Annotated in this window: 17 protein-coding genes; 9 read left to right on the forward strand and 8 right to left on the reverse strand. The window is 66.0% G+C overall.

Annotated elements, in window-relative coordinates; all coding sequences use genetic code 11:
• Positions 1 to 108: 108 nt before the first annotated feature.
• Entirely contained in the window at positions 109 to 1,938 is a 1,830-nt protein-coding gene (locus CVS48_RS11855; protein ID WP_242001308.1) for a tetratricopeptide repeat protein, read from the forward strand.
• On the opposite strand, the gene CVS48_RS11860 is transcribed toward CVS48_RS11855, so the two are convergent.
• On the reverse strand, positions 1,910 to 3,577 hold the full coding sequence (locus CVS48_RS11860) for an arylsulfatase (protein ID WP_100854630.1): 1,668 nt from the start codon (positions 3,575 to 3,577) through the stop codon (positions 1,910 to 1,912). The two genes, CVS48_RS11855 and CVS48_RS11860, sit on opposite strands and share 29 nt — an antisense overlap.
• A 346-nt stretch (positions 3,578 to 3,923) precedes the next feature.
• Between CVS48_RS11860 and CVS48_RS11865 the strand changes: the two genes are divergently transcribed.
• The gene (locus tag CVS48_RS11865) at positions 3,924 to 4,952 is read left to right on the forward strand and encodes an FUSC family protein (protein ID WP_279629474.1); all 1,029 of its coding nucleotides are present in this window, start codon (positions 3,924 to 3,926) and stop codon (positions 4,950 to 4,952) included.
• A gap of 11 nt (positions 4,953 to 4,963) precedes the next feature.
• Here CVS48_RS11865 and CVS48_RS11870 read toward each other — a convergent pair whose 3' ends face one another.
• From CVS48_RS11870 to CVS48_RS11880, 3 genes are all read right to left on the reverse strand, one after another.
• Positions 4,964 to 7,240, reverse strand: coding sequence for a DUF8189 domain-containing protein (locus tag CVS48_RS11870; protein WP_242001306.1), 2,277 nt, complete (start codon positions 7,238 to 7,240; stop codon positions 4,964 to 4,966).
• Positions 7,241 to 7,420: 180 nt separating this feature from the next.
• Positions 7,421 to 8,128: a hypothetical protein gene (locus CVS48_RS11875; protein WP_100854631.1), complete on the reverse strand. Its 708-nt coding sequence runs from the start codon at positions 8,126 to 8,128 to the stop codon at positions 7,421 to 7,423.
• 11 nt (positions 8,129 to 8,139) lie between these two features.
• Positions 8,140 to 9,867, reverse strand: coding sequence for an alpha/beta hydrolase (locus tag CVS48_RS11880; protein ID WP_100854632.1), 1,728 nt, complete (start codon positions 9,865 to 9,867; stop codon positions 8,140 to 8,142).
• A gap of 212 nt (positions 9,868 to 10,079) precedes the next feature.
• Between CVS48_RS11880 and CVS48_RS11885 the strand changes: the two genes are divergently transcribed.
• The 4 genes from CVS48_RS11885 (at position 10,080) to CVS48_RS11900 (ending at position 13,181) form a co-directional block, all read left to right on the forward strand.
• Positions 10,080 to 10,859, forward strand: a complete 780-nt coding sequence (locus CVS48_RS11885) for a class II aldolase/adducin family protein (protein ID WP_100854633.1) — start codon at positions 10,080 to 10,082, stop codon at positions 10,857 to 10,859.
• Between the two features lie 80 nt (positions 10,860 to 10,939).
• Entirely contained in the window at positions 10,940 to 11,521 is a 582-nt protein-coding gene (locus CVS48_RS11890) for a YceI family protein (RefSeq protein WP_100854634.1), read from the forward strand.
• A gap of 156 nt (positions 11,522 to 11,677) precedes the next feature.
• Positions 11,678 to 11,935: a helix-turn-helix domain-containing protein gene (locus CVS48_RS11895; protein ID WP_157814464.1), complete on the forward strand. Its 258-nt coding sequence runs from the start codon at positions 11,678 to 11,680 to the stop codon at positions 11,933 to 11,935.
• Positions 11,928 to 13,181, forward strand: coding sequence for a type II toxin-antitoxin system HipA family toxin (locus CVS48_RS11900; RefSeq protein ID WP_100854636.1), 1,254 nt, complete (start codon positions 11,928 to 11,930; stop codon positions 13,179 to 13,181). The genes CVS48_RS11895 and CVS48_RS11900 overlap by 8 nt, the downstream gene beginning before the upstream one ends.
• Before the next feature lie 42 nt (positions 13,182 to 13,223).
• Here the strand turns inward: CVS48_RS11900 and CVS48_RS11905 are convergent, their stop codons facing one another.
• From CVS48_RS11905 to CVS48_RS11915, 3 genes are all read right to left on the reverse strand, one after another.
• Positions 13,224 to 13,670, reverse strand: a complete 447-nt coding sequence (locus CVS48_RS11905) for an SRPBCC family protein (protein WP_100854637.1) — start codon at positions 13,668 to 13,670, stop codon at positions 13,224 to 13,226.
• A gap of 75 nt (positions 13,671 to 13,745) precedes the next feature.
• A complete protein-coding gene (locus tag CVS48_RS11910) occupies positions 13,746 to 15,320 on the reverse strand; it encodes an FAD-dependent monooxygenase (RefSeq protein ID WP_242001305.1) in 1,575 nt (524 codons plus the stop codon).
• 136 nt (positions 15,321 to 15,456) lie between these two features.
• Positions 15,457 to 15,966: a DUF1993 domain-containing protein gene (locus CVS48_RS11915; RefSeq protein WP_100854639.1), complete on the reverse strand. Its 510-nt coding sequence runs from the start codon at positions 15,964 to 15,966 to the stop codon at positions 15,457 to 15,459.
• Between the two features lie 208 nt (positions 15,967 to 16,174).
• Between CVS48_RS11915 and CVS48_RS11920 the strand changes: the two genes are divergently transcribed.
• The 3 genes from CVS48_RS11920 (at position 16,175) to CVS48_RS11930 (ending at position 18,892) form a co-directional block, all read left to right on the forward strand.
• Positions 16,175 to 17,053 carry an NAD(P)-dependent oxidoreductase gene (locus tag CVS48_RS11920; RefSeq protein WP_244191395.1) on the forward strand — a complete coding sequence of 293 codons (879 nt, stop codon included), beginning with the start codon at positions 16,175 to 16,177 and terminating at the stop codon, positions 17,051 to 17,053.
• A 171-nt stretch (positions 17,054 to 17,224) separates the two neighbouring features.
• Complete coding sequence (locus CVS48_RS11925) at positions 17,225 to 18,193, forward strand: Bug family tripartite tricarboxylate transporter substrate binding protein (protein WP_100854640.1); 969 nt, start codon at positions 17,225 to 17,227, stop codon at positions 18,191 to 18,193.
• Positions 18,194 to 18,223: 30 nt separating this feature from the next.
• On the forward strand, positions 18,224 to 18,892 hold the full coding sequence (locus CVS48_RS11930) for an RraA family protein (protein ID WP_100854641.1): 669 nt from the start codon (positions 18,224 to 18,226) through the stop codon (positions 18,890 to 18,892).
• Positions 18,893 to 18,932: 40 nt separating this feature from the next.
• On the opposite strand, the gene CVS48_RS11935 is transcribed toward CVS48_RS11930, so the two are convergent.
• Positions 18,933 to 19,295, reverse strand: a complete 363-nt coding sequence (locus CVS48_RS11935) for a hypothetical protein (RefSeq protein WP_100854642.1) — start codon at positions 19,293 to 19,295, stop codon at positions 18,933 to 18,935.
• Between the last annotated feature and the right edge of the window lie 86 nt (positions 19,296 to 19,381).

Consider the following 19,381-nt stretch of genomic DNA (forward strand, 5'->3'; position numbering starts at 1 on the left):
CACGACCCGCGGGGCGGCTGGCCTTGCGGCCCACGGCGAAGGTTCAGCGCTGCTGCGGGATAATCAGGGCTTTGCGATCTGCGCCCGCCCCGCCGTGGAGCTGACATCTTGGCCAAGCAACCCCCCTCCGCCGCCCCGCCCATGACCGTTCCGGCTGCATTGAGCCAGGCGTATGCGCACTGGAATGCGGGCCAGGCGCCAGAGGCTGAGCAGCTCTGCCTGCGGGTATTGGCCGTGGCGCCGGACCAGCCCGATGCACGGCACCTGCTGGGCTTGATGGCCCATGCCTATGGCCTGCCCGATATGGCGATCGAGCACCTGCGGGTCGCCTGCCAGTCGCCGCTTGCACCCGCCAGCTTTTACAGCAACCTGGCGGAAATCTGCCGCCGGCAGGGCGCGCTGGCCGAGGCGGAGAGCGCGGCACGGCGTGCCGTGGCATTGGCGCCGGAAGCGGCGCAAGGCTGGAATAACCTGGGCATCATCCTGCAAGAGTCGGGCCAACTGGCCGACAGTCTGGAATGCCTGCGGCGGGTGGCGGCGCTTCTGCCCGACAGCCCCGAGGCACACAACAATCTGGGCAATACCTGCAAGCGGCTTGGCGACAACGCGCAGGCGCTCCTGCATTACGGCCGCGCGCTGGCGTTGAACCCGAATTACGCGCAAGCCCTGAGCAACCTGTCGGTGGCATTGAGCGACGACGGCCAATACGACGCGGCTTTGACGGCGGTGCGTCGCGCCATCGACATAGACCCCTTGATGCAGGAAGCTCACCAGAATCTGCGCCAGATTGAACTTGCGCGCTCGGGCGGGGCAGGGGCACAGGCAGAAGCACAGGCAGAGGCACAGGCAGAGGCACAGGCAGAGGCACAGGCAGAGGCACAGGCAGAAGCACGGATACAGGCTCAGGCGCTGCGCCGCGCAGGCAAGGTGGACGATGCGCGCGCCCTGCTAGAGGCCGTGGTGCAAGCCACGCCCGACGACGCGGGCGCGCGCTTCGACCTGGCCGAAGTGGCGCTGCTGCAGGGCGACTTCGACACCGGCTGGCGCGAATACCGTTTTCGCTACCGGATGCCGCACACCACGATGCTGGGCCGTCATGTGCAGAAGCCGCGCTGGGATGGCCAGGCCATCCCCGGCAAAACCTTGCTGATCCATGATGAGCAGGGCTACGGCGATACCTTCCAGTTTCTCCGCTTGGTCGCCTGGGCACGCGAGCGCAGCGGGGCTTGCGTGGTGCTGGAGGTCAACGCGCACTGCCAAGCCTTGGCCGAACGGGGTGGCGGTTTCGACCAGATCATTCGCGCGGGCACACTACCGCCCGCGTTCGACTTCCATTGTGAATTGATGAGCCTGCCGCTGGCGTTGGGCCTGCGCCTGAGCGACCTGCCGGTCAGCACGGCATACCTGCGCGCCGATCCGCCGCGCGTTGCGCACTGGCGCAAGCGCCTGGCGGCGTTGCCTCGGCCGTGGGTGGGGCTGGTATGGGCGGGCAGGCCCAGCCATCCCAACGATGCGCGGCGTTCCTTGGCGCTGGCCGAACTGGCGCCGCTGGCCCAAGCGGGCGTCCCCTTCATCAGCCTGCAACAGGGTTCGGCGGGCGCGCAAGCCGATACGCCGCCCGCCGGCATGGCAATGGTGTCGCTCAGCCAGGAGATCCACGACTTCGACGACACCGCCGCCCTCATCACGCTGCTTGATGTGCTGGTGTCGGTGGATTCCGCGCCCGCGCATCTGGCTGGCGCGCTGGGCTGCCCGGTGTGGGTCATGTTGCCGTTTGCACCGGACTGGCGCTGGCTGCGGGACCGTGCCGACACGCCCTGGTATCCGTCCATGCGGCTGTTCCGCCAACCCGAGCCCCACGCTTGGGACCCGGTGTTGGATGACATTGCCGCCGCGTTGCGCGGCCTGATCAGTTCCCCGAGGGCATCGGCAAGGTAAAGCCGTCGCGCGCCAGGCTATCGCGTATGTACTGGAACCGCTCGTACTGCGTCAGCGTGATCGGCCCGCTATAGACCTCGCTTTGCGCCTTGCGGGGCGGGTACTTCACGTAGGTCTTCATGAGTTCGGCCGCGGCCGCGTTCATCGTGGGCAGCGTCCACGTTCTTTCGGTGACGTTGCTCATGAAGATGTCGTAGCGTTCCTGTGGGTCGGCCCACAGGTCGAACACCTGCGGCACGGCGGCCACGTAGGACTCCGGCCCCTTCCAGCCAAGATTGGTATCCACCGCCAGGCCGCCCGTCTTCACGCCGTTGTCGCCCCGAAGATTGAAGACGGCCTTGTAGTTGTTCACGCGGATGGCACCCGGCGACAGTTCGTTCTCGGTGAAGTAGAACCACTCCTTGCGCGCCGACTTGCCCGTGCCGAACAGCACCGGCGACATGTCATAACTGTCGAACACGATGGGCTTGTCGGCCCGGTCGTTCACGGGCAGCTTGATGCCGGCCATGGCCGCGAAGGTGGCCATCAGGTCCAGCCCGCCCACAATGCTGTGGTCTTTGGCGCCCGGTTCAATCTTGCCGGGCATCCACGCGATGGCCGGCACGCGGTTGCCGCCTTCGCGCACGGTGCCCTTGGTACCGCGAAACGGGGTGTAGCCCGCGTCGGGGTATACGTCCTGCCAGGCGCCGTTGTCGGTGGTGTAGAAGACCAGCGTGTTCTTGTCCAGGCCCAGTGCTCGCAGCTTGTCCATGATGCGCCCGATGCGCGCATCCAGTTCCACCACCGAATCGGCGTACTTGCTTTTCGACAGCGATTTGCCGATGTAATCGGGGTCCGGCATGTTGGGTTGGTGGACCTTCATGAAGTTGATGTTCATGAAGAAGGGCTGTTCGGACTTGGCGTTGCGATCCAGATAATCCAGCGAGGCCTTTTCCACGTAGCGGTCAAAGAACGGAATGCCGACCACGCCTTCCTTGCCGTTCATGACGGGTGTGTCCACATACTGCCCATTGACCTTGAATTCTTCGCGCGGCGTTTCGCCCGCGTTGCCCGACAGCGCGCCGCGCGTGACCTTCTGGAACATGGCGCGCAGTTCTGGATCCATGTCGGGGAACCAGGTGGGATCCGCATAGGTGTAGGCGTTAAGGTGATACAGCCCCGCGTACTTCATTTCGTCATAGCCCTGGGCGTTGGGCAGCGAATAGTCCGCTTCGCCCAAGTGCCACTTGCCGGTGAAGAACGTCTTGTAGCCGCCGGTTTTCAATACCGAGGCCAGCGTCCATTCCTCTGCCGGCAGGCCACCGCCCTGGCCCTGGAACGCAACGGTCGTCATGCCGCTGCGGTTGGGAATGCGGCCGGTCTGCATGGCGGCGCGCCCCGGGGTGCAACTGGGTTGTGCGTAAAACGAAAAGAAGGTCATGCCTTCCTTGGCCAGCCGGTCGATGTTGGGCGTGGGCATGCCGCGCCCCGCGCCACCGCCATAGGGACCCAGGTCGCCATAGCCGGTGTCGTCTGAAACGATAAGAATGATGTTGGGTTTACGCGCTTCCTGCGCCGCGACCGGGGCGGTGCTTACCGCTGCTGCCGCCGCCACGAGCAACGCGGCCAGACTGGATGAGAGAGATTGCTGTGTCGCCATGTTCAACACTCCGTGGATAGATCGTTGAAGCACCGCGGGGTGTGGTGGTGTTGCGTAGCCCGGCGGTTCGGATAGGCCTACATGAAGCAGATCAACGACAGCAGCAGAAGGCGGGTGCCATTGAGCTGTTGATATTTCACGGACTTTGCATCGGTGTCAACGGGATCTCGTAAGGCACGGCATTTGCTGACGGATGAAGATTCCATGCGCTGATCCTTGTTTTTTCGTGCCGACTCAACCTGTACCCACCCAAGGCAAGGCCGACCGTCCTTCCCTGTTTTCCCGCCTGCAAAATGCCGCCGCCCACTGCCGTACTCTTGTTGGAGAGGATGCGTTCCGGCTGCCGATGCAGACCGTGGCGGCTGTGCTGCTCGCTTGCTTATGGATGCGATGGCGCGGCATGCCGGAGATCTCATGGGGCGCGTTCTCTGCGTTGTTCGTCGTGCGCGCCAGCGTGGAAGGCACCGTGGGCGAGGCATCGGCGCGCATCCTGGGGGCGCTGCTTGGCGTGGTGCTGGGGGTGTCGCTGGTGCTGCTGGCGGACGTATGGGGGGTGAGCGAAATCTGGAGCATCGTGGCCGGTGTCGGCGCCGCCGCGGTGCTGTCGATTCGCTGGCCCATGCTGAGCTACAGCTTGGTCACCGTCACCATACTGACCGTAACGCCCGACGGCGACATCCTGGGTGGGGCCATCGACAAGGGGCTGGCCATTGCCGTCGGCTCCGCCTCGGGCATTCTGGCGGCGGTGGCCGTCCTGCCGCTGTCGGCCCGGCGCAGCGCCCGCCTGAATCAGGCGGCGTCCATCGAGGCCTATGGCGACATGCTGATCGATTGGGCGGCGGCGTTCAACGAGGCGCGACAGCGACCACGGTTGCACGAATGGCCCGGCATGGCGCGCTCGCATTGGCGCGCGCGAGACATGGCCTTGCAGGCATGCTCGTTTCCGTTGGACCTGCTGATCTCGCGCGCGTCGGTTTTCCGGCTGCATGAGTACGTAGAGGGGCTGTGGGGCACGGCGCCCCTCATGGAACGGGCGGGAAGCTTCACCTTGTCCACCCGCACCTGCCACCGACTGGGGCCGGCGCTGCATGACGTGGCTGAAGCCCTGCGCGAGCGCATCCGCTGCATGGCAAGCGCGCTGCGCAGCGAAGCGTACGCGCGGCCTTGCCGCCTGCCGGACACGGCGCTACAGGCGCTGGACGAGGCCATTGAAGACGCCTTGCGCTGCGCGGAGTGCGACCCGGCCGAGAAACAGGCCATCGGCGTGATCCGCTGGGTCTGGCAGGAAGTGGCCAGGGAAGTGGAAGGGCTGGCCAGCTACCTGTTGGAAGACAGTACAGGGGGCGGGCCGCAAGGGGACGAGACCCCTGCGTGACCGGTATGTGACTACTGCGTGACCGTGGCGGTGCGTGCTGAAGCGCCCGGCTTAGGGGCGCCCGGCTTAGGGGCGCCCGGCTTAGGGGCGCCCGGCATAGGGGCGCCCGGCGTAGTGGCGCCCTGCTTAGTGGCGCTTGCCGCCATGCCCGTCGACAGGGCGCCGCCCGTTGTCGGCGTGGCGGGGCGTGATGCCTGGGTCGGCATGCGTTCCACCGTCAGCGTGCCGGTGTCGCTGCCCGATGGACGGACCACGACGGTTTGGTTTGCCGCATTCGCACCCAGATTGGGCAGGTCGGCCGGACGCGCCGCCATCGTGGCGAAGGGGCCGCCGCCGCTGCCCGGCAGGCCGTCCAGCGTCAGGCGTTCGGCCCAGGCGCCGTTGCGGCGTGACAGCACTTGATAACGTTGCGGGCCGCCCGCGCTGCGGGCCACTACGTAGACCGTGCCGTCGATGATATTGAGCGCGGGGGGCGAGGCGGCGTCGGCGTTCAGCTTGATGGGGATGCCTCGTTCGACCAGCCAGAGCGGGCCGCCCGAGCGCTCCAGGAGCGCCAGCATGACGTTGCCGCGCGCGTCGGCCTGGATGGCGGGGCGTCCGATGAAGGGCAGGCCCAGGTTGGTGGGGGCGCTCCAGTCCATGTTCAGGTCGGTGGTGTCACCGGTTTCCACCAGCTTGGTCAGATGGTTGCTGCCACGCTCGCGGAAATAGAGTTCAACGCGGTCTTCCTGGTTGCGGATGGCGGCCAGGCCGCCTGCCGTGACCGGCGCGGTGACGGGGCGCCAGGGCTGCCAGGCGGGTTGCTTGCCGGGGTCGGCCGGCAGTTGGCGGGTGTAGAAAAGCTTGCCCTCGGCGGTGTTGGCGAAGACCACGTAGCGGCCGTCGGCCCCACGCGCGGCGGCCGGTGCGCCGGTGGCGCCGTCCAGCGCCGGCAGGGCCTGCCAGGTGCCCCAACTGCCGTCGATGCCGGACGGGGCAATCCAGTGCAGCAGGCCGTCATAGCCCAGCGCCACGGCGGCGGCTTCGCCACGCGGCGCCACGGCCGGAATTTGCGTCACGCGCAGGCCGCCCAGCGCTTGCCAGCCTTGCCAGGTGCCGTCGTGGCGTTGCTTGTTGGCCCACACGCCGCCCAGCGGGTCGCGCGCCATCAGGCCGGCCGTGCCGTCTGCGTGCGCGAACGACACCACCGGGCCGGTGGTGCGCCCGCCCAGGCTTTGCCAGCGGCGCTGGCCGGAGTCCCAGCGGTTGACGGCGGCATTGGTTTCACCCGCGGCAAACACCACCAGCCCGCCGCGCCCATCCGGGTACAACTGCGGCGCGATGTCCTGGCGCGACACGTAATAGGCGCGTTGCACCCAGGCGGCGGCCGGGCCGGCGGGTTCCTTGCAGCCGCTGGGGCCCGCGCAATAGTGGTAGTCGTTCCAGGCGTAGTGCTGGAAGATCACCGACTTGCTGGCGATTTCGGAGTCGGTCAGGTTGGTGGCGCGTTCCTGGCTGGGGTAGTCGATATAGCCGGTTTCAGCATAGTTCCCGGGCACGCGCAGCATGGCCTCGCGCGCCAGCCGCGCGCTGGCGATGTGGTCAGGGTGGCCATGGCCCGCGCAACGCCAGCACAACTGGGTGTAGGGCACGACGATGGTGTCGTCCAGGTGGCGCACGGTGGTGGGCGCATATTGGCGGATCAATTCGGCCAGGGTGTCGACCAACTGTTCGCGCGTGTAGGTCTCGGGATAGGGGCCCAGCGTATCGACGCTCTGGCCGGGCTCGGATTCCGTACGGCTAAGCGGCGTCAGGCTGCCCCAGCCCTTGCCCAGCCACGGGTCTTTCAAGCGCATGTGCCACAACTGCACGCGCGGATTGTCCTGCAAGGTGAAGCGCGCAATCTGGCGGCCGGCGGCAATGCCCGAGTCCGCTTTCCAGACGTCGGGCTTGTGCGCCATGTAGGCGTAGGCCGCGCGCACGCCGCGTTCCCGGCCCAGCATGTAGGGTTCGCCTTCGCCGGCGTCGCTGGCGGTCAGGTAGATGACGCGCACGCAGCCGCCCGCCTCGACGTTGGAGGCGATGTCGGGGTTCATGAACAACAGGTCGTCGTCCAGGTGGGCGACAAAAGCCAGGTCCTTGATGCCGTTGCATTCGGCCAGCGTGGGCGGGGCGGCCTGTGCCGGGGCGCACGTCAAGGCCAAGGCCAAGGCGGCAAGGAGAGCGGTGGCGGGGGCGGCATTGCGGAGGGAGGCAGTGCGGCAAAACGCCCGACGTAGCGGGCGCAGCATGTCCATCAAGGCGGGCATAAAAAGGCGCAGCGAGGGCGCTGCGCGTCAAGAAACTTAGGGTTGGAAAAGCGGGGCAGAAACACCGGGTGGAGAAAAGTATAGCGGCGGCGGCTGACACTTAGCCCACGGCGGGCGCATCACTGGGAAAAGGAAACAGGGGACGTTGCCGGCATGCACATGCGTCACTGAATACGACCCTCATCCCCGCCATTGCCCGCATGCCGGATCAATCTCGGCGGGTGCGCCGTTCACCCAGACTTGCTCGTCATCGCATCGCGCGGCGGCCTCGGGGGCGACGTCGAAGGTGATGCACAGCGTTTGCGCCACGGCGGGGGTGTCGATGGGAAGTTCCCAGCTCAGGAACAACTGCGACAAGTCCTGCTCGGCCGGAAAGTCGGCTTCATCAAAACGGCTCCCATTGCGCGGCACCACGGCGTGGGGCTGGCAGGTATCGAAGACCAGCGCGGTGCCGCGCGCCAACGGGATGCGATGGCCGGTGCCCGGGAAGTGCACGTCCAGCCCCTTGTCTTCGCTCAGGAAAAGATTGCAGAAGGCCGCGCCGCCATATTGCCCGCCGTCGTGGTGGTAGCGCGCGCCCCGGCAGGCCATCAAGGCCATGTCGCTGTGCGCCAGCACGTCTTGCCAGCCCAGCGCGCGCGTCCAGTCCTGCATGGCCTGGACGCAGCGGGCGGTCTCGGGCCAGCGCGCCTGCGTGCGCGCCAGGGGCATCTGCTCGACATCGCCCGCGTCCAGCATCAGGCGGGATGTGATCTCGCGCTGCCAATCGGCCACGAGCCGTGGCGAAGGGGCGGGTATATCCAGGGTGGCGGTCAGCACGTGCGTGCTGACACTGCGGCTGCGCAGCACGGCGCCGCTGCGGAAGAATGAAGTTAACAAGTCTGGCATGTCGGGTTGCCTTATCCCCCGCGATTCTCGTACGCCGCTTGCCCGCCGTTGCTGTCGTCCATGGCGGCTTGGGCGCGCGCGATCAGGTGGCGCTTCAGGCTGGCCAGCGCGTCCGGGGCCCAGTCCGGCGCGCCCGTCACGGCCAGCCAGGCGTCCACATAGTGCTGCGGCGCGTAGACGTGGCCAAAGCCGATGGGCGTCTCGGTGCTGACGGACATGTCCAGCGCCAGTTGCAGCATGGTCACCACCGGCACCCAGCGCAGTTCGGGCGACACGTCGGGGCCGTAGGGCGGGTCCATCCACGCGGGGCGGCGGTACAGGTCGCGGAAGTCGAAGAAGGTGATGGCGTCGCTGGCGTATTGCAGGAACACGATGCGCATCGGCCCCCAGGGCGTGTCGGCCGGCACGGGCGAACCGTGCTGGTTCATGAAGCGCACGAACGCGCCGTCACGAAATTGCGGCAGCCAGGCCGGCGACTCGGGGTTGCGGGCGTCGGTAATGGTGCGCCACACGCGGCTTTCAAATGGAGGGCCGCTCCAGAGCGCGCCCTGGATGGGGTCTCCGATCATTTCGAAAAGCTCGGCCGACCGCGCGGAGTTCATGGCGCCCAGGCTCAAGCCATGCAGGTACAGCTTGGGCCGGCTGGCCTTGGGCAACGTCGTCCAGTAGCCGTAGACCTCGGCGAACAGCGCGCGCGCCGCTTCCGAGCCGTATTCGGGCTGGGCCAGTAGCGACAGCGGGCTGGACAGGTAGGAATATTGCAAGGCCACGCTGGCCACGTCGCCATGCAGCAGGTATTCCAGCGCGTCCATCGCGGCGGGGTCGATCCAGCCCGTGCCGGTGGGTGTCACCACCACCAGCGTGGACCGCTCGAACGCGCCCACCCGTTTCATTTCCGCCAGCGCCAGCTTGGCGCGGGCGGCGGGCGAGTCGGCGCCGGGCAGGCCCACGTAGACGCGAATCGGCTCCAGGGCGTCACGCCCCGTCTGCGCGCGGATCTCTTCAGCGCTGGGGCCCGAGGCAATGAATTCCCGGCCGGCCCGGCCCAGTTGCTGCCAACTGATCAGGGACTCGGGGCCGCCCGTCTTGCCGGGCGCGGTGGGTTGCGGGCGATCGGGTTCCAGCAGCGCGTCGTACTCGCGAAACGAGGCGTCCAGCACGTGCAGCGCCGCGCGGAACAGCACGTTATTGGCCAGCGACCAGAAGATCACGATGGCAATGGCCGCGCCCGCCACATTGGCCACGCGCCGGGGCACCACGCGTCGCACCTGCGCGGCCAGCGCGCGCGTCACCAGCTTGAACAGCCGACCCAGCCCCAGCAGTACGGCAAAAGTGAGCAGGGCGGTCGCGCTGACCTTGAAAGGATGCGCGCTGGTCACGGGTTCCATGTCCATCAGCGCGCGAATGGTGTTCTGCCAATGGGCCGCGCGCCACAGGAACAGCACCAGCACGGCCAGGCAAGCCAGCGTGATCGTCGCGTTGACGATGCGCGCCGCGCGGCCCCGGGGTTCGGGCAGCTCCAGATACGCCCACAGCCAATGCCACAACACGCCCAGCCCATAACCCGCCGCAAGACAGGCGCCCGCCAGCACGCCCTGGGTCAGGTGGGTGCGGGGAACCAGCGTGGGGGTGAGCGAAGCCGCGAAGAACAGGGTGCCCAGCAGCAGGCCCACGCCAGACAGCGATTCCAGGTGCGACTGGAAAAATGCCGGCAGGCGGCGGTGGGGGCCTTGCGGCATGACGGGTCTCCGGGCGAGGGGGCGGCGGCCCTTATTATGCAAGCGAAAAGCCCGGCGGCAGGGCGGACGATGGGCGCGGGTCAGGAAATTTGTTTGCATCAGACGGACGACGATGCCTGCCCCCTATGCCGAATCGATTTAAAACTAATACAGTGTTCAGCAGACCCGTGGCGGCATCGCCACGAAGATTCACAATGAAAACAGGAGACGGGATGGATACGGTAAGCAAGCAAGGCAACAGCGTGGGCGCCGGCGTGCGCGAACAGGTCAGCGCAACGGAGTGGCAGGTGCGCACCGACCTGGCGGCCTTGTACCGGCTGGTGGCGCTATTCGGGTGGGACGACCTGATCTTCACGCACATCACCGCCAAGGTGCCCGGCACCGAGCATTTCCTGATCAACCCCTACGGCATGATGTTCGACGAGATCACCGCGTCCAGCCTGGTCAAGATCGACCTGCACGGCAACAAGGTGATGGATTCGGAATACGACATCAACCCGGCCGGCTTCACCATCCATAGCTGTATCCATGCGGCCCGCAAGGACGCGATGTGCGTGCTGCACACGCATTCCATCAACGGCGTTGCCGTGTCCGCGCAGAAGGCGGGCTTGCTGCCCTTGTCGCAGTTTGCGTTCATTGCGTTGCGTTCGCTGAGCTACCACGACTACGAAGGCCTGGCGCTGAACCCCGAAGAGCAGCCGCGCCTGGTGCACGACCTGGGCAGCAACAACTACCTGATCCTGCGCAACCACGGCCTGTTGACCGTGGGCCAGACCATGGCCGAAGCGTTCCAGGCCATGCACCGCCTGGAAGCCGCCTGCATGGCGCAAGTGCGGGCGCAGGCGGGGGGCGGCGAATTGGTCTTCATTCCGCCCGAGGTGCTGGCGCGCGCCGCCGTCGAATCCCCCGCCGACCGCGCCTACAAGGCGTCGCTGGCCTGGCCGGGCCTGCTGCGCCGGCTGGATCGTCGGAACCCTGGCTACGCGGAATAGTCTGTCTGATTCGCAGTCCGTGCAAAGGCCCCACCCGCGCACGGGCTTGTTCACCGGTGTATTCACCACAAGGAGACTTGATGAAGCTGATCCCGACCCTGCTGGGCGCAAGCGCGCTGGCCCTGTCGCTGTCCGCCGCCGCCGCGCCGGTCACCTACGACATCGACCCCTCGCACACCTATCCCAGCTTCGAAGCCGATCACTTCGGCGGCCTGTCCACGTGGCGCGGCAAATTCAACAAGTCGCAGGGCGTGGTGGTGCTGGACCGCCAGGCCCGCACCGGCACCGTGGAAGTCACCGTGGACATCAATTCGGTGGACTTCGGCCACGACGAAATGAACAAGCACGCGGTCGCGCCCGACATCTTCGACGCCGCCCGCTACCCGACCGCCACGTTCAAGGGCACCTTCACCAAGTTCGACGGCGACCGCCCCGAAGAAGCCACCGGTGACCTGACGCTGCGCGGCGTCACGCGCCGGGTGAAGCTGGACATCGACGACTTCAAGTGCATCAACCACCCCATGGAAAAGCGCGAGGTCTGCGGCGCCGACGTGTCCACGGAATTCAACCGCAAGGACTTCGGCCTGGACTTCGGGCTGGACATGGGCTTCAAGCCGGAAGTGGAATTGAAGATCCAGGTTGAGGCGGGGCGGCGGAAGTAGGGGCGGGTAGTCGCCCGCCATAACGGGTAGATATGTACGAAATATCAGACATTTAATTAAAAAATATCAAAAAAGTCTGTTTTATCGTACATTTTTACCCTCGCTAGGTGTACGGTATAGCCATCATCCGGCCGCCACGGCCCAGGAATGTCGCTTATGCCGTACTTTTCCACCGCCGTTTTCCCCGCGCAGTTCGGCGCGAATTTTCAGCGCGAACGCAAGCAGCGCAAGCTTAGCCAGGCTGCGCTGGCCGAGCGCGCGGGTGTGCCGCGCCAACTCATCATTCAGATAGAGAAAGGCGAGAACGTCGGCCTGCATGCCATCATGCGAGCGCTTGCCGCCCTGAACATGGGGCTACGCATCGACACGGCGGGCCTCAACTACGACGACGTGGAGCGCCTGGACGATGAGTAAGGCCGACAAGATCAAGCGCTTGGAGATCAGCACCCCGCAAGGCGAGTCGGGCTTGCTGGAAAAAGAATCCAGGTTCGTCTTCAACTACACCCACCCCGAGCAGGACCGCGAGGTGTCGTTGATCATGCCGCATCGCGCCGAAAGCTACGCCGATACCGCATTGCCGCCCATTTTTGCGATGAACCGCCCCGAGGGCTATCTGTACGAAAAACTCTGGGAGCGCTTTGGCAAAGCGGTGGCGTTGGACGATATGCGTTTGCTGGCGCTGACGGGCAGCAACCAGATCGGCAGATTGCGATACCGCGAACCTGGGCGCGAGATGCCACCGCTGCGCCCCGAGGTCGGGCTGTCGACGCTCTTGGCCAGCGGGGCCAGCGTTGAACTCTTCGACCATTTGGTCAGCGCTTATCTCACGTCCGGAATCTCCGGCTTCCAGCCCAAGGTGCTGATGCCGGATGCGGAAGGGGAACCGGGACAGGCCATCGTCGACAAGTCGACCACGTTCACGCCTGATCTCATCGTGAAAGCCGCCGGTGAGGACTATGCCTTTCTGGCGCAGAACGAGTTCCTGTGCATGAGCGCCGCGAAAAAAGCGGGCATTCGGGTGCCGGACTTCTGGCTGTCGGATGATGGGTCGCTATTTGTGATGCGTCGCTTTGACCTGGATGGCGGCCAGCCGCTGGGGTTTGAAGACATGGCGGTGCTGTTGCGCAAGACCGCTCGCGAAAAGTACCTGAGCGCTTACGAGACGATTGCGCAACTGATCGGCTTGTTGTGCGGCGCGAACCGCAACGAAAGTCTTGCCCGCTTTTTCGACTACGTGACGCTATCGGTCCTGGTGCGCAACGGGGACGCGCATCTGAAGAATTTCGGCCTGCTGTATCGCCACCCGGGCGCTGCGCCAGCCACCCTGGCGCCGTTGTTCGACGTCGTGACCACAAGCGTGTACGACTTTGAAGACCCGCAATCCGGGCGCATTCTGTCGGATCGCACCTTGGCGCTGAAGCTGAACAAGAAAAGGGAATATCCGACCCGTAAGGCGCTGCTGCAGTTTGGCCGCACGGTGTGCGGCGTCGCGCAGCCGGAAGCCGTCATCGACCGAATCGCCACCGCCATGCAAGAGGTGCTGCACGACGAAAAACATCGTGTCGACGGCGACTTCCTGGGTCGGATGCGCAAAGAGTGGGAAGGGGGCTGCGATGCGGTGCGGCCGGCCATGGTGTTCCAGGGTGGCCGCGCGTCGTAGCGCTTTACGGGTTCCCCTTCCGGGGTCTTGGGGCCTCGGGGCTTATTCCGACACGTCCGGTTCCACCAGCGTCGCCAACTGCATCAACGATTCCTGCCAGCCCAGGTAGCACATTTCGGTGGGAATGGCGGCGGGGATGCCGCTTTGCTCGATGGCGATTTCGGTGCCGCAACTGACCTTGCGCAAGGTCACCGTGGTGATCATCTCGCCCGGCATGTTGGGGTCGTCGAAGCGGTCTGAATAGCGCAGCTTTTCCGAGGGAACCAGTTCCAGGTATTCGCCGCCGAAGGCGTGGATCTGGTTCGACCCGAAATTGCGGAATGACATCTTGTAGATGCCGCCCACCTTTGCGTCCAGTTGGTGGACCTGGCAGACAAAGCCGTAGGGGGGCAGCCATTTGGCGACGGCGTCGGCCTCAAGGAAGGCGCGGTAGACGCGGTCGGGGGTGGCGCGCAGAACGCGGTGGAAAGTGACGGTGCCGGTAGTCATGGTGTGTTCGCCTTTGAAGTGAGTGGGTCGTACTGATACGACGAACAGACGACACCAGAATCGACAACGATTCGATCAGGGAAAACCCGGGCTGCGTAATCTGTCCACGTAAGCCGACAAGGCTTCGGCATGGGCGTGGTCGGCGCGCAGCCCGACGTGGCCGTCCGCGCGCACCACCAGCAGCACCATGCGGTTCACGTCCAGCAGCTCGGCGGCTTCAGGCGCCAGGTAGGCGTCCACCCCGGACACCTCGACGTTGGCCGTCAAGGCGACCACGATTTCGATGATGGCGCCGTCCGACAGCGGCGCCATGTCGCGCCGGGTCTGCGCCAGTTCTTCCTGCGGGGTGGCGCTGCCCCCGATCAACAGCGCGGTGTGGCCCAGGCGCCTGGCGTAGTCGTGCAGCTTGCCCGCGCCGCCCGTCGCGTATTCGATGGATAGATGGTCGGGCAGGCGCTGCCCGGGCCAGACGGCGTGCCGGGGCTCGCCCATGACGATGGGGGAATCGGCGTAATCGATGTCCAGCTCGGCTTCGGCTACGGCTTCGTGATGGCGCGTGGCAGGGTCGGCCAAGGCGCCGCGAATGGCGGCGTCGCGTTCCTGCCGGGCGGCGGGGTCCGACATCATCTGGGCGCTTTCGGCGGCATCGCCGGAAGCCATGACGTGGTCCGCCACCGGCCGCCGCTCGGCGTGATAGCTGTCAAGCAAGGCGTCCGGGCAATGCCCCTGGCAGACCAGCGCCAGCTTCCAACCCAGGTTGTAGGCGTCTTGCAGGCCGCTGTTCATGCCATGGCCCTGCGCGGGGCTGCACGTGTGCGCGGCGTCGCCCGCTAACAGGATGCGGCCATGGCGAAACCGCTGCGCCACCTTGGTGTGGCAGTCAAAGCGCGTGGGATGCGTTACGTCTTCAAAGCATGCGTCGGGCAGGTAGCCCTGCAAGGTGGCCAGCGCGTCGGCCACCAGGTCCGATTGCGGCGAGCTGGGCCGCAGATACACCCGCCAGCGGCGCCCCGGCAGGGCGGTAAGTATCACGGGCGTGGGATCCAGATAGGCGTAGTTGGCCTCGAACGAATCCGGCCAGCCGCTGATGGCGGCGTCGAACACGGCCCAGGGCTGATGGATGTCGTGGCCGTCTTGCCCGATGCCCATCAAGCCGCGCACGGTGCTGTGATGCCCGTCGCACCCCACCACCCACTGTGCGAATACCTTGGACTGGATGCCCGCGTGTTCCAGCGTGGCCAGCACGCCGTCGGGGCGCTCTTGCAAGCCGACCAGCGTGGTGGCGCGCGTGACGCTGCCGCCCAGCGCCTGCAGATGCTCGGTCAGGAGGGACTCGGTGACTTCTTCCGAGATGCCGATATTGAAGGGGTAGCGGCTGCCGCATAGCGCCAGATCGATGTCGCCCAACACTTGGCCGGCGGCATGAATGCGCGCGCGCCGTTGCTTGACGCCAGCCGCCAGCAGCGGTGTGGCGAGGCCCAGCGCGTCCAGGATTTCGATTGAGCGAGGGTGGACCACGGTGGCGCGGTCCCAATCCAGGGGGCGTTCGTGCGCGTCGATCAGCAGGCAGTCAACGCCGCGCCGTTGCAGCTCGGCGGCGGTGAGCAGGCCGGCGGGGCCTGCACCCACGATCAGAACGGTTGTCGCCATCATCCGGGCTCTCCTGTCGGGGCCTGCCTGCATCACGCAACGTTGCGTCACGCGAACTTAGTGCAGGCCAAGGGAAAGCGTCAACGATGTCGGCCCCCGCCTGACGGGCGAGGGCGGGCTTACCGGTTAAACCAACTTAGTACGTACCCATGTAGTCGCGCTTGCCGACTTCGATGCCGTTGTGGCGCAGGATCGCGTAGGACGTGGTGACGTGGAAGAAGAACTGCGGCAGGCCGTAGTGCAGCAGGTAGGCGCTGCCCGACAGCTTCTTTTCCTTGGGCGTGCCCGGACGCAGCACGATTTCCAGCGAGGCGCTTTGCGCGAATTGTTCCGGCGTGAACGCGCCCACGTGCGCCAGCGTCTTGGCGATCAAGGCTTGCAGGTCGGCAAACGTGGCCTCGCCTTCGGGCCAGGACGGCACGTCGGTGCTGGTCAGGCGCGACGTGATGCCACGGGCGAAGTCGGTGGCGATCTGCATCTGGCGCGACAGCGGGAACATGTCCGGGTACAGACGCGCGCCCAGGTAGGCGGCCGCGTCGATGTTCTTGGCGGTGGCGTGCGCTTCGGCCTTCTTCAGCACGTCGGACAGGGCGGACAGCATCTGCTTGATGACGGGAACGGAGGCGTCGTACAGGGGGTGGGTCATGGGGATTGTCTCGCTTGAACAAGGGAAGGCGGGCGCGGCAAGGGGCCGCGCGGCTGGGGCAAGACTACCAGCAATCGGCTACCCTCGTGCTGGCGCCCATTTTGTATTTTTAATGTATCTGTATCTAGCAAAACCAAGGGTTTGCCCGGGGTATATTCCCGCCTTTTCCCTGCGCTATAACGCTTTATGTATTTTTAATGTATTTACGATGATGAAAATTGCGCTGATTGGTTGTGGGGAAGTTGGCAGTTGCTATGCCGAGGCCTGGCTTGCGGGCGGACATCGGATCGTGGGCATCTGCGAATTGCGGCAAGACGCCCAGATGCAGGCGCGCGCGCAGTCGTTCGGCAGCGCGCTGTACGCGGAACCGGGCGCCTGGCTGCAAGAGGCGGACATGGTGGTCTCGGCCGTGTTCGGGCACGCCGCGCTTGCGGTCGCCCGGCAAGCCTTGCCGCATCTGCGCCCGGACGCGGCCTATGCCGACTTCACCACCGCAAGCGCGGCGGACATGCGCGCGGCGGCCGACGTTGCCGCGTCGGCGGGTATTCCATTTACCGACGTGGCCATCATGGGCGCCATCGCGCTGCTGGGCGCGCGCACGCCCTTGCTCTGCGCCGGAACGGGCGCGGAAGCGGTCGTGGCGTTCACCGCCGGATGCGGCGCGCCGGCCCAGGCCATCGCCGGGCAGGCGGGCGACGCGGTTCGGCTGAAGCTGTTGCGCAGCATCATGACCAAGGGCATGGAAAGCCTGGCCGTTGAATGCATGGTGGCCGCTGAAAGCATGGGCCTGCGGGCTTCCTTGTACGAGGTGTTGTCCGACATGGACCGCACGCCGCTCACCACCTTTGTGGATTCCTTCGTGCGTTCGCACGTGCTGCACGCGCCGCGCCGCCTGGCCGAGGTGCGCGAGGCTCGTGAACAACTGGTGGAAGCCGGCTTGCAGCCCTTGGTGCTGGATGGCGTGGAACGCCTTTTCGCGCGTACCACCCAGGGCATCGAAGCGGCGCGCGAGGCTGGTTCATTCAACGTGCCGGATTCGGTTGAAGCGCGCCTGGCCTGGTTGACGCCGCTTGCGCGGACGTCCTGACCGGGGCTGTTGTTCCGCCTCCGCACCGGCTTCCAACCCGGGCTTTCGACCCGCGCTGTAGCCCCAGGCCTCTGACCCGCGCCGCCCACGCGGCGCGATCGATCCAAGATTCAAGGACCGGCCCCAAAGAGGGCCGCCCGAACCATCCCATACAAAATAGTGAGGAAGACAATGACGTCCCTGAAAAAACTGCTGGTGGCCACCACGCTGCTCGTTTCGTCGGCCGCGGCCGGCGCCGCCGACATGGGCTCGGCCCCGATCACGCTGATCTCGCCCTTTCCCCCAGGCGGCGGCACCGACACGCTGACCCGCATGATCGGCACGGCCATCGCGCAGGACACGGGCTGGAATATCGTGGTGGAAAACAAGCCGGGCGCGGGCGGCAACCTGGCGCTGGACGCCACCGCGCGCGCCAAGCCGGACGGCCACACGCTGGTCATGGCGCAGACGGACAACATCGTGCTGAACCCGTGGCTCTACAACAAACTCAGCTACGACACCTTCAAGGACTTCAAGCCGGTGGGCCTGGTGGCGTCGTCACCCAGCGTGTTCGTGGTGGTGCCGGATTCGCCCTACAAGACGCTGGATGACGTGGTGAAGGCCGCCAAGGCGCGCCCCGGCCAGGTGTCGCTGGGCATTCCCGGCATCGGCGGCAGCGGCGATTTGATTGGCCATCTGTGGCGCAAGGCGGCGGGCATGGAACTGATGCACGTGCCGTATCGCGGCTGGTCGCAAGCGTTTCCCGATCTGGCCAGCGGCCGCATCGACCTCTACACGGGGTCCGTCGCATCGCTGCTGCCGCAGATCCGTGGCGGCAAGGTGCGCGCGCTGGCCGTGGTGGCGGACGCGCGTTCGCCCGCCTTGCCCGATGTGCCCACCTTCGCGGAAAGCGGCTTCAAGTCCATCAACCAGACCATCTGGTGGGGGCTGATGGCGCCGGGCAAGACGCCTGACGACGTGGTGGCCACGCTGAACAAGGCGCTGAACGCATCGCAGGCCAAGCCGGAACTGGTGAAGAAGCTGGAAGACGCCGGCTACAGCGTCATGGCGGGCACGCCCGCCGACCTGGGCAAGCGCCATCGCGCCGACCACGACGTGTTCGGCAAGGTCGTGCAGGAAGCCGGCATTCCGAAGCAATGACCCCAACATCGACAGCAACAGGAGCACCCCATGATCGGCTTTGACATCCACCCGCGCGCGCGTGCGGTCAGCAGCGAAGTGGTAGAGAAATTCCGCCCCATTCCGGTCGCCAACATCAGCGATTGCATGTGGCGCATCACGGCGGGGGGCGCGCGCCTGCGCCCCATGCACGACGGCACTGTGCTGGCCGGCCCCGCGCTGACGGTGCGTACGCGCCCGGGCGACAACCTGCTGGTGCACAAGGCGCTGGAACTGGCCCAGCCGGGCGACGTGGTGGTGGTGGACGCGGGCGGCGACCTCACCAACGCCATCATCGGTGAAATCATGACGACCTACGCGCAAACGCGCGGCCTGGCCGGCATTGTGATCAACGGCGCCATCCGCGATTGCGGCGCCATCCGCCGGGGTTCGTTGCCGGTGTACGCGGCGGGCGTCACGCATCGCGGCCCCTACAAGGACGGCCCGGGCGAGATCAATACGGTGATTGCGCTGGACGGCATGACGATCACGCCGGGCGACCTGATCCTGGGCGATGAAGACGGCCTGCTGTGCGTGCCGTATGAGCAGGTGGACGCGATCTATGCAGCGGCAACGGCCAAGATGGAAGTGGAAGCGCGGATGATGGCGCAGATTGCCGCCGGCACGTTGGACACCTCGTGGATTGACGCGCGGATGAAGGCGCAGGGCTGGAAGCCGTAAGCGCTGGGCTCTGATCAATAAGCGGGTGAAGGCCTGGGCTTCAGTCCCGCTTCAGCCCCAACCTGCGCAGCAGCCGGTCCATCACCGCGCCGCCGTAAGCCCACGACAGTACCGCCAGCACCAACATCGCCACCGTGAAGTAGGCGCGCGCGGCCAGCGGCACCGGGTTGTGTTCGGCAATGCTGCGCAGCGGCTCAATTCCCGTGAAATCGCTGGCGGCCAGCGCGCTGAACAACAGCGCCAGCACCGGCCCCGTGAAGCGCGGAGGCTCGCCGCGCGTGGTCGGGTCGCCTTGTGACGCCCACTGCGCCAGCCGGAACAACTGCACGACGATGGTCACAAGCGGAATGGCCACGGCAAGCAGCAGCACGAACAGGGCAACAAGAATCTGGGGCGAATACATAGGGGACTTCAGGAAAAGAGTCGGCGCAAAGCAATTGGCTTAATGCGCGGAATACGAAGACGAAGATGAAGATGAATACGAAGACG

The organism is Achromobacter spanius, from assembly GCF_002812705.1.
Lineage (GTDB): Bacteria > Pseudomonadota > Gammaproteobacteria > Burkholderiales > Burkholderiaceae_B > Achromobacter > Achromobacter spanius.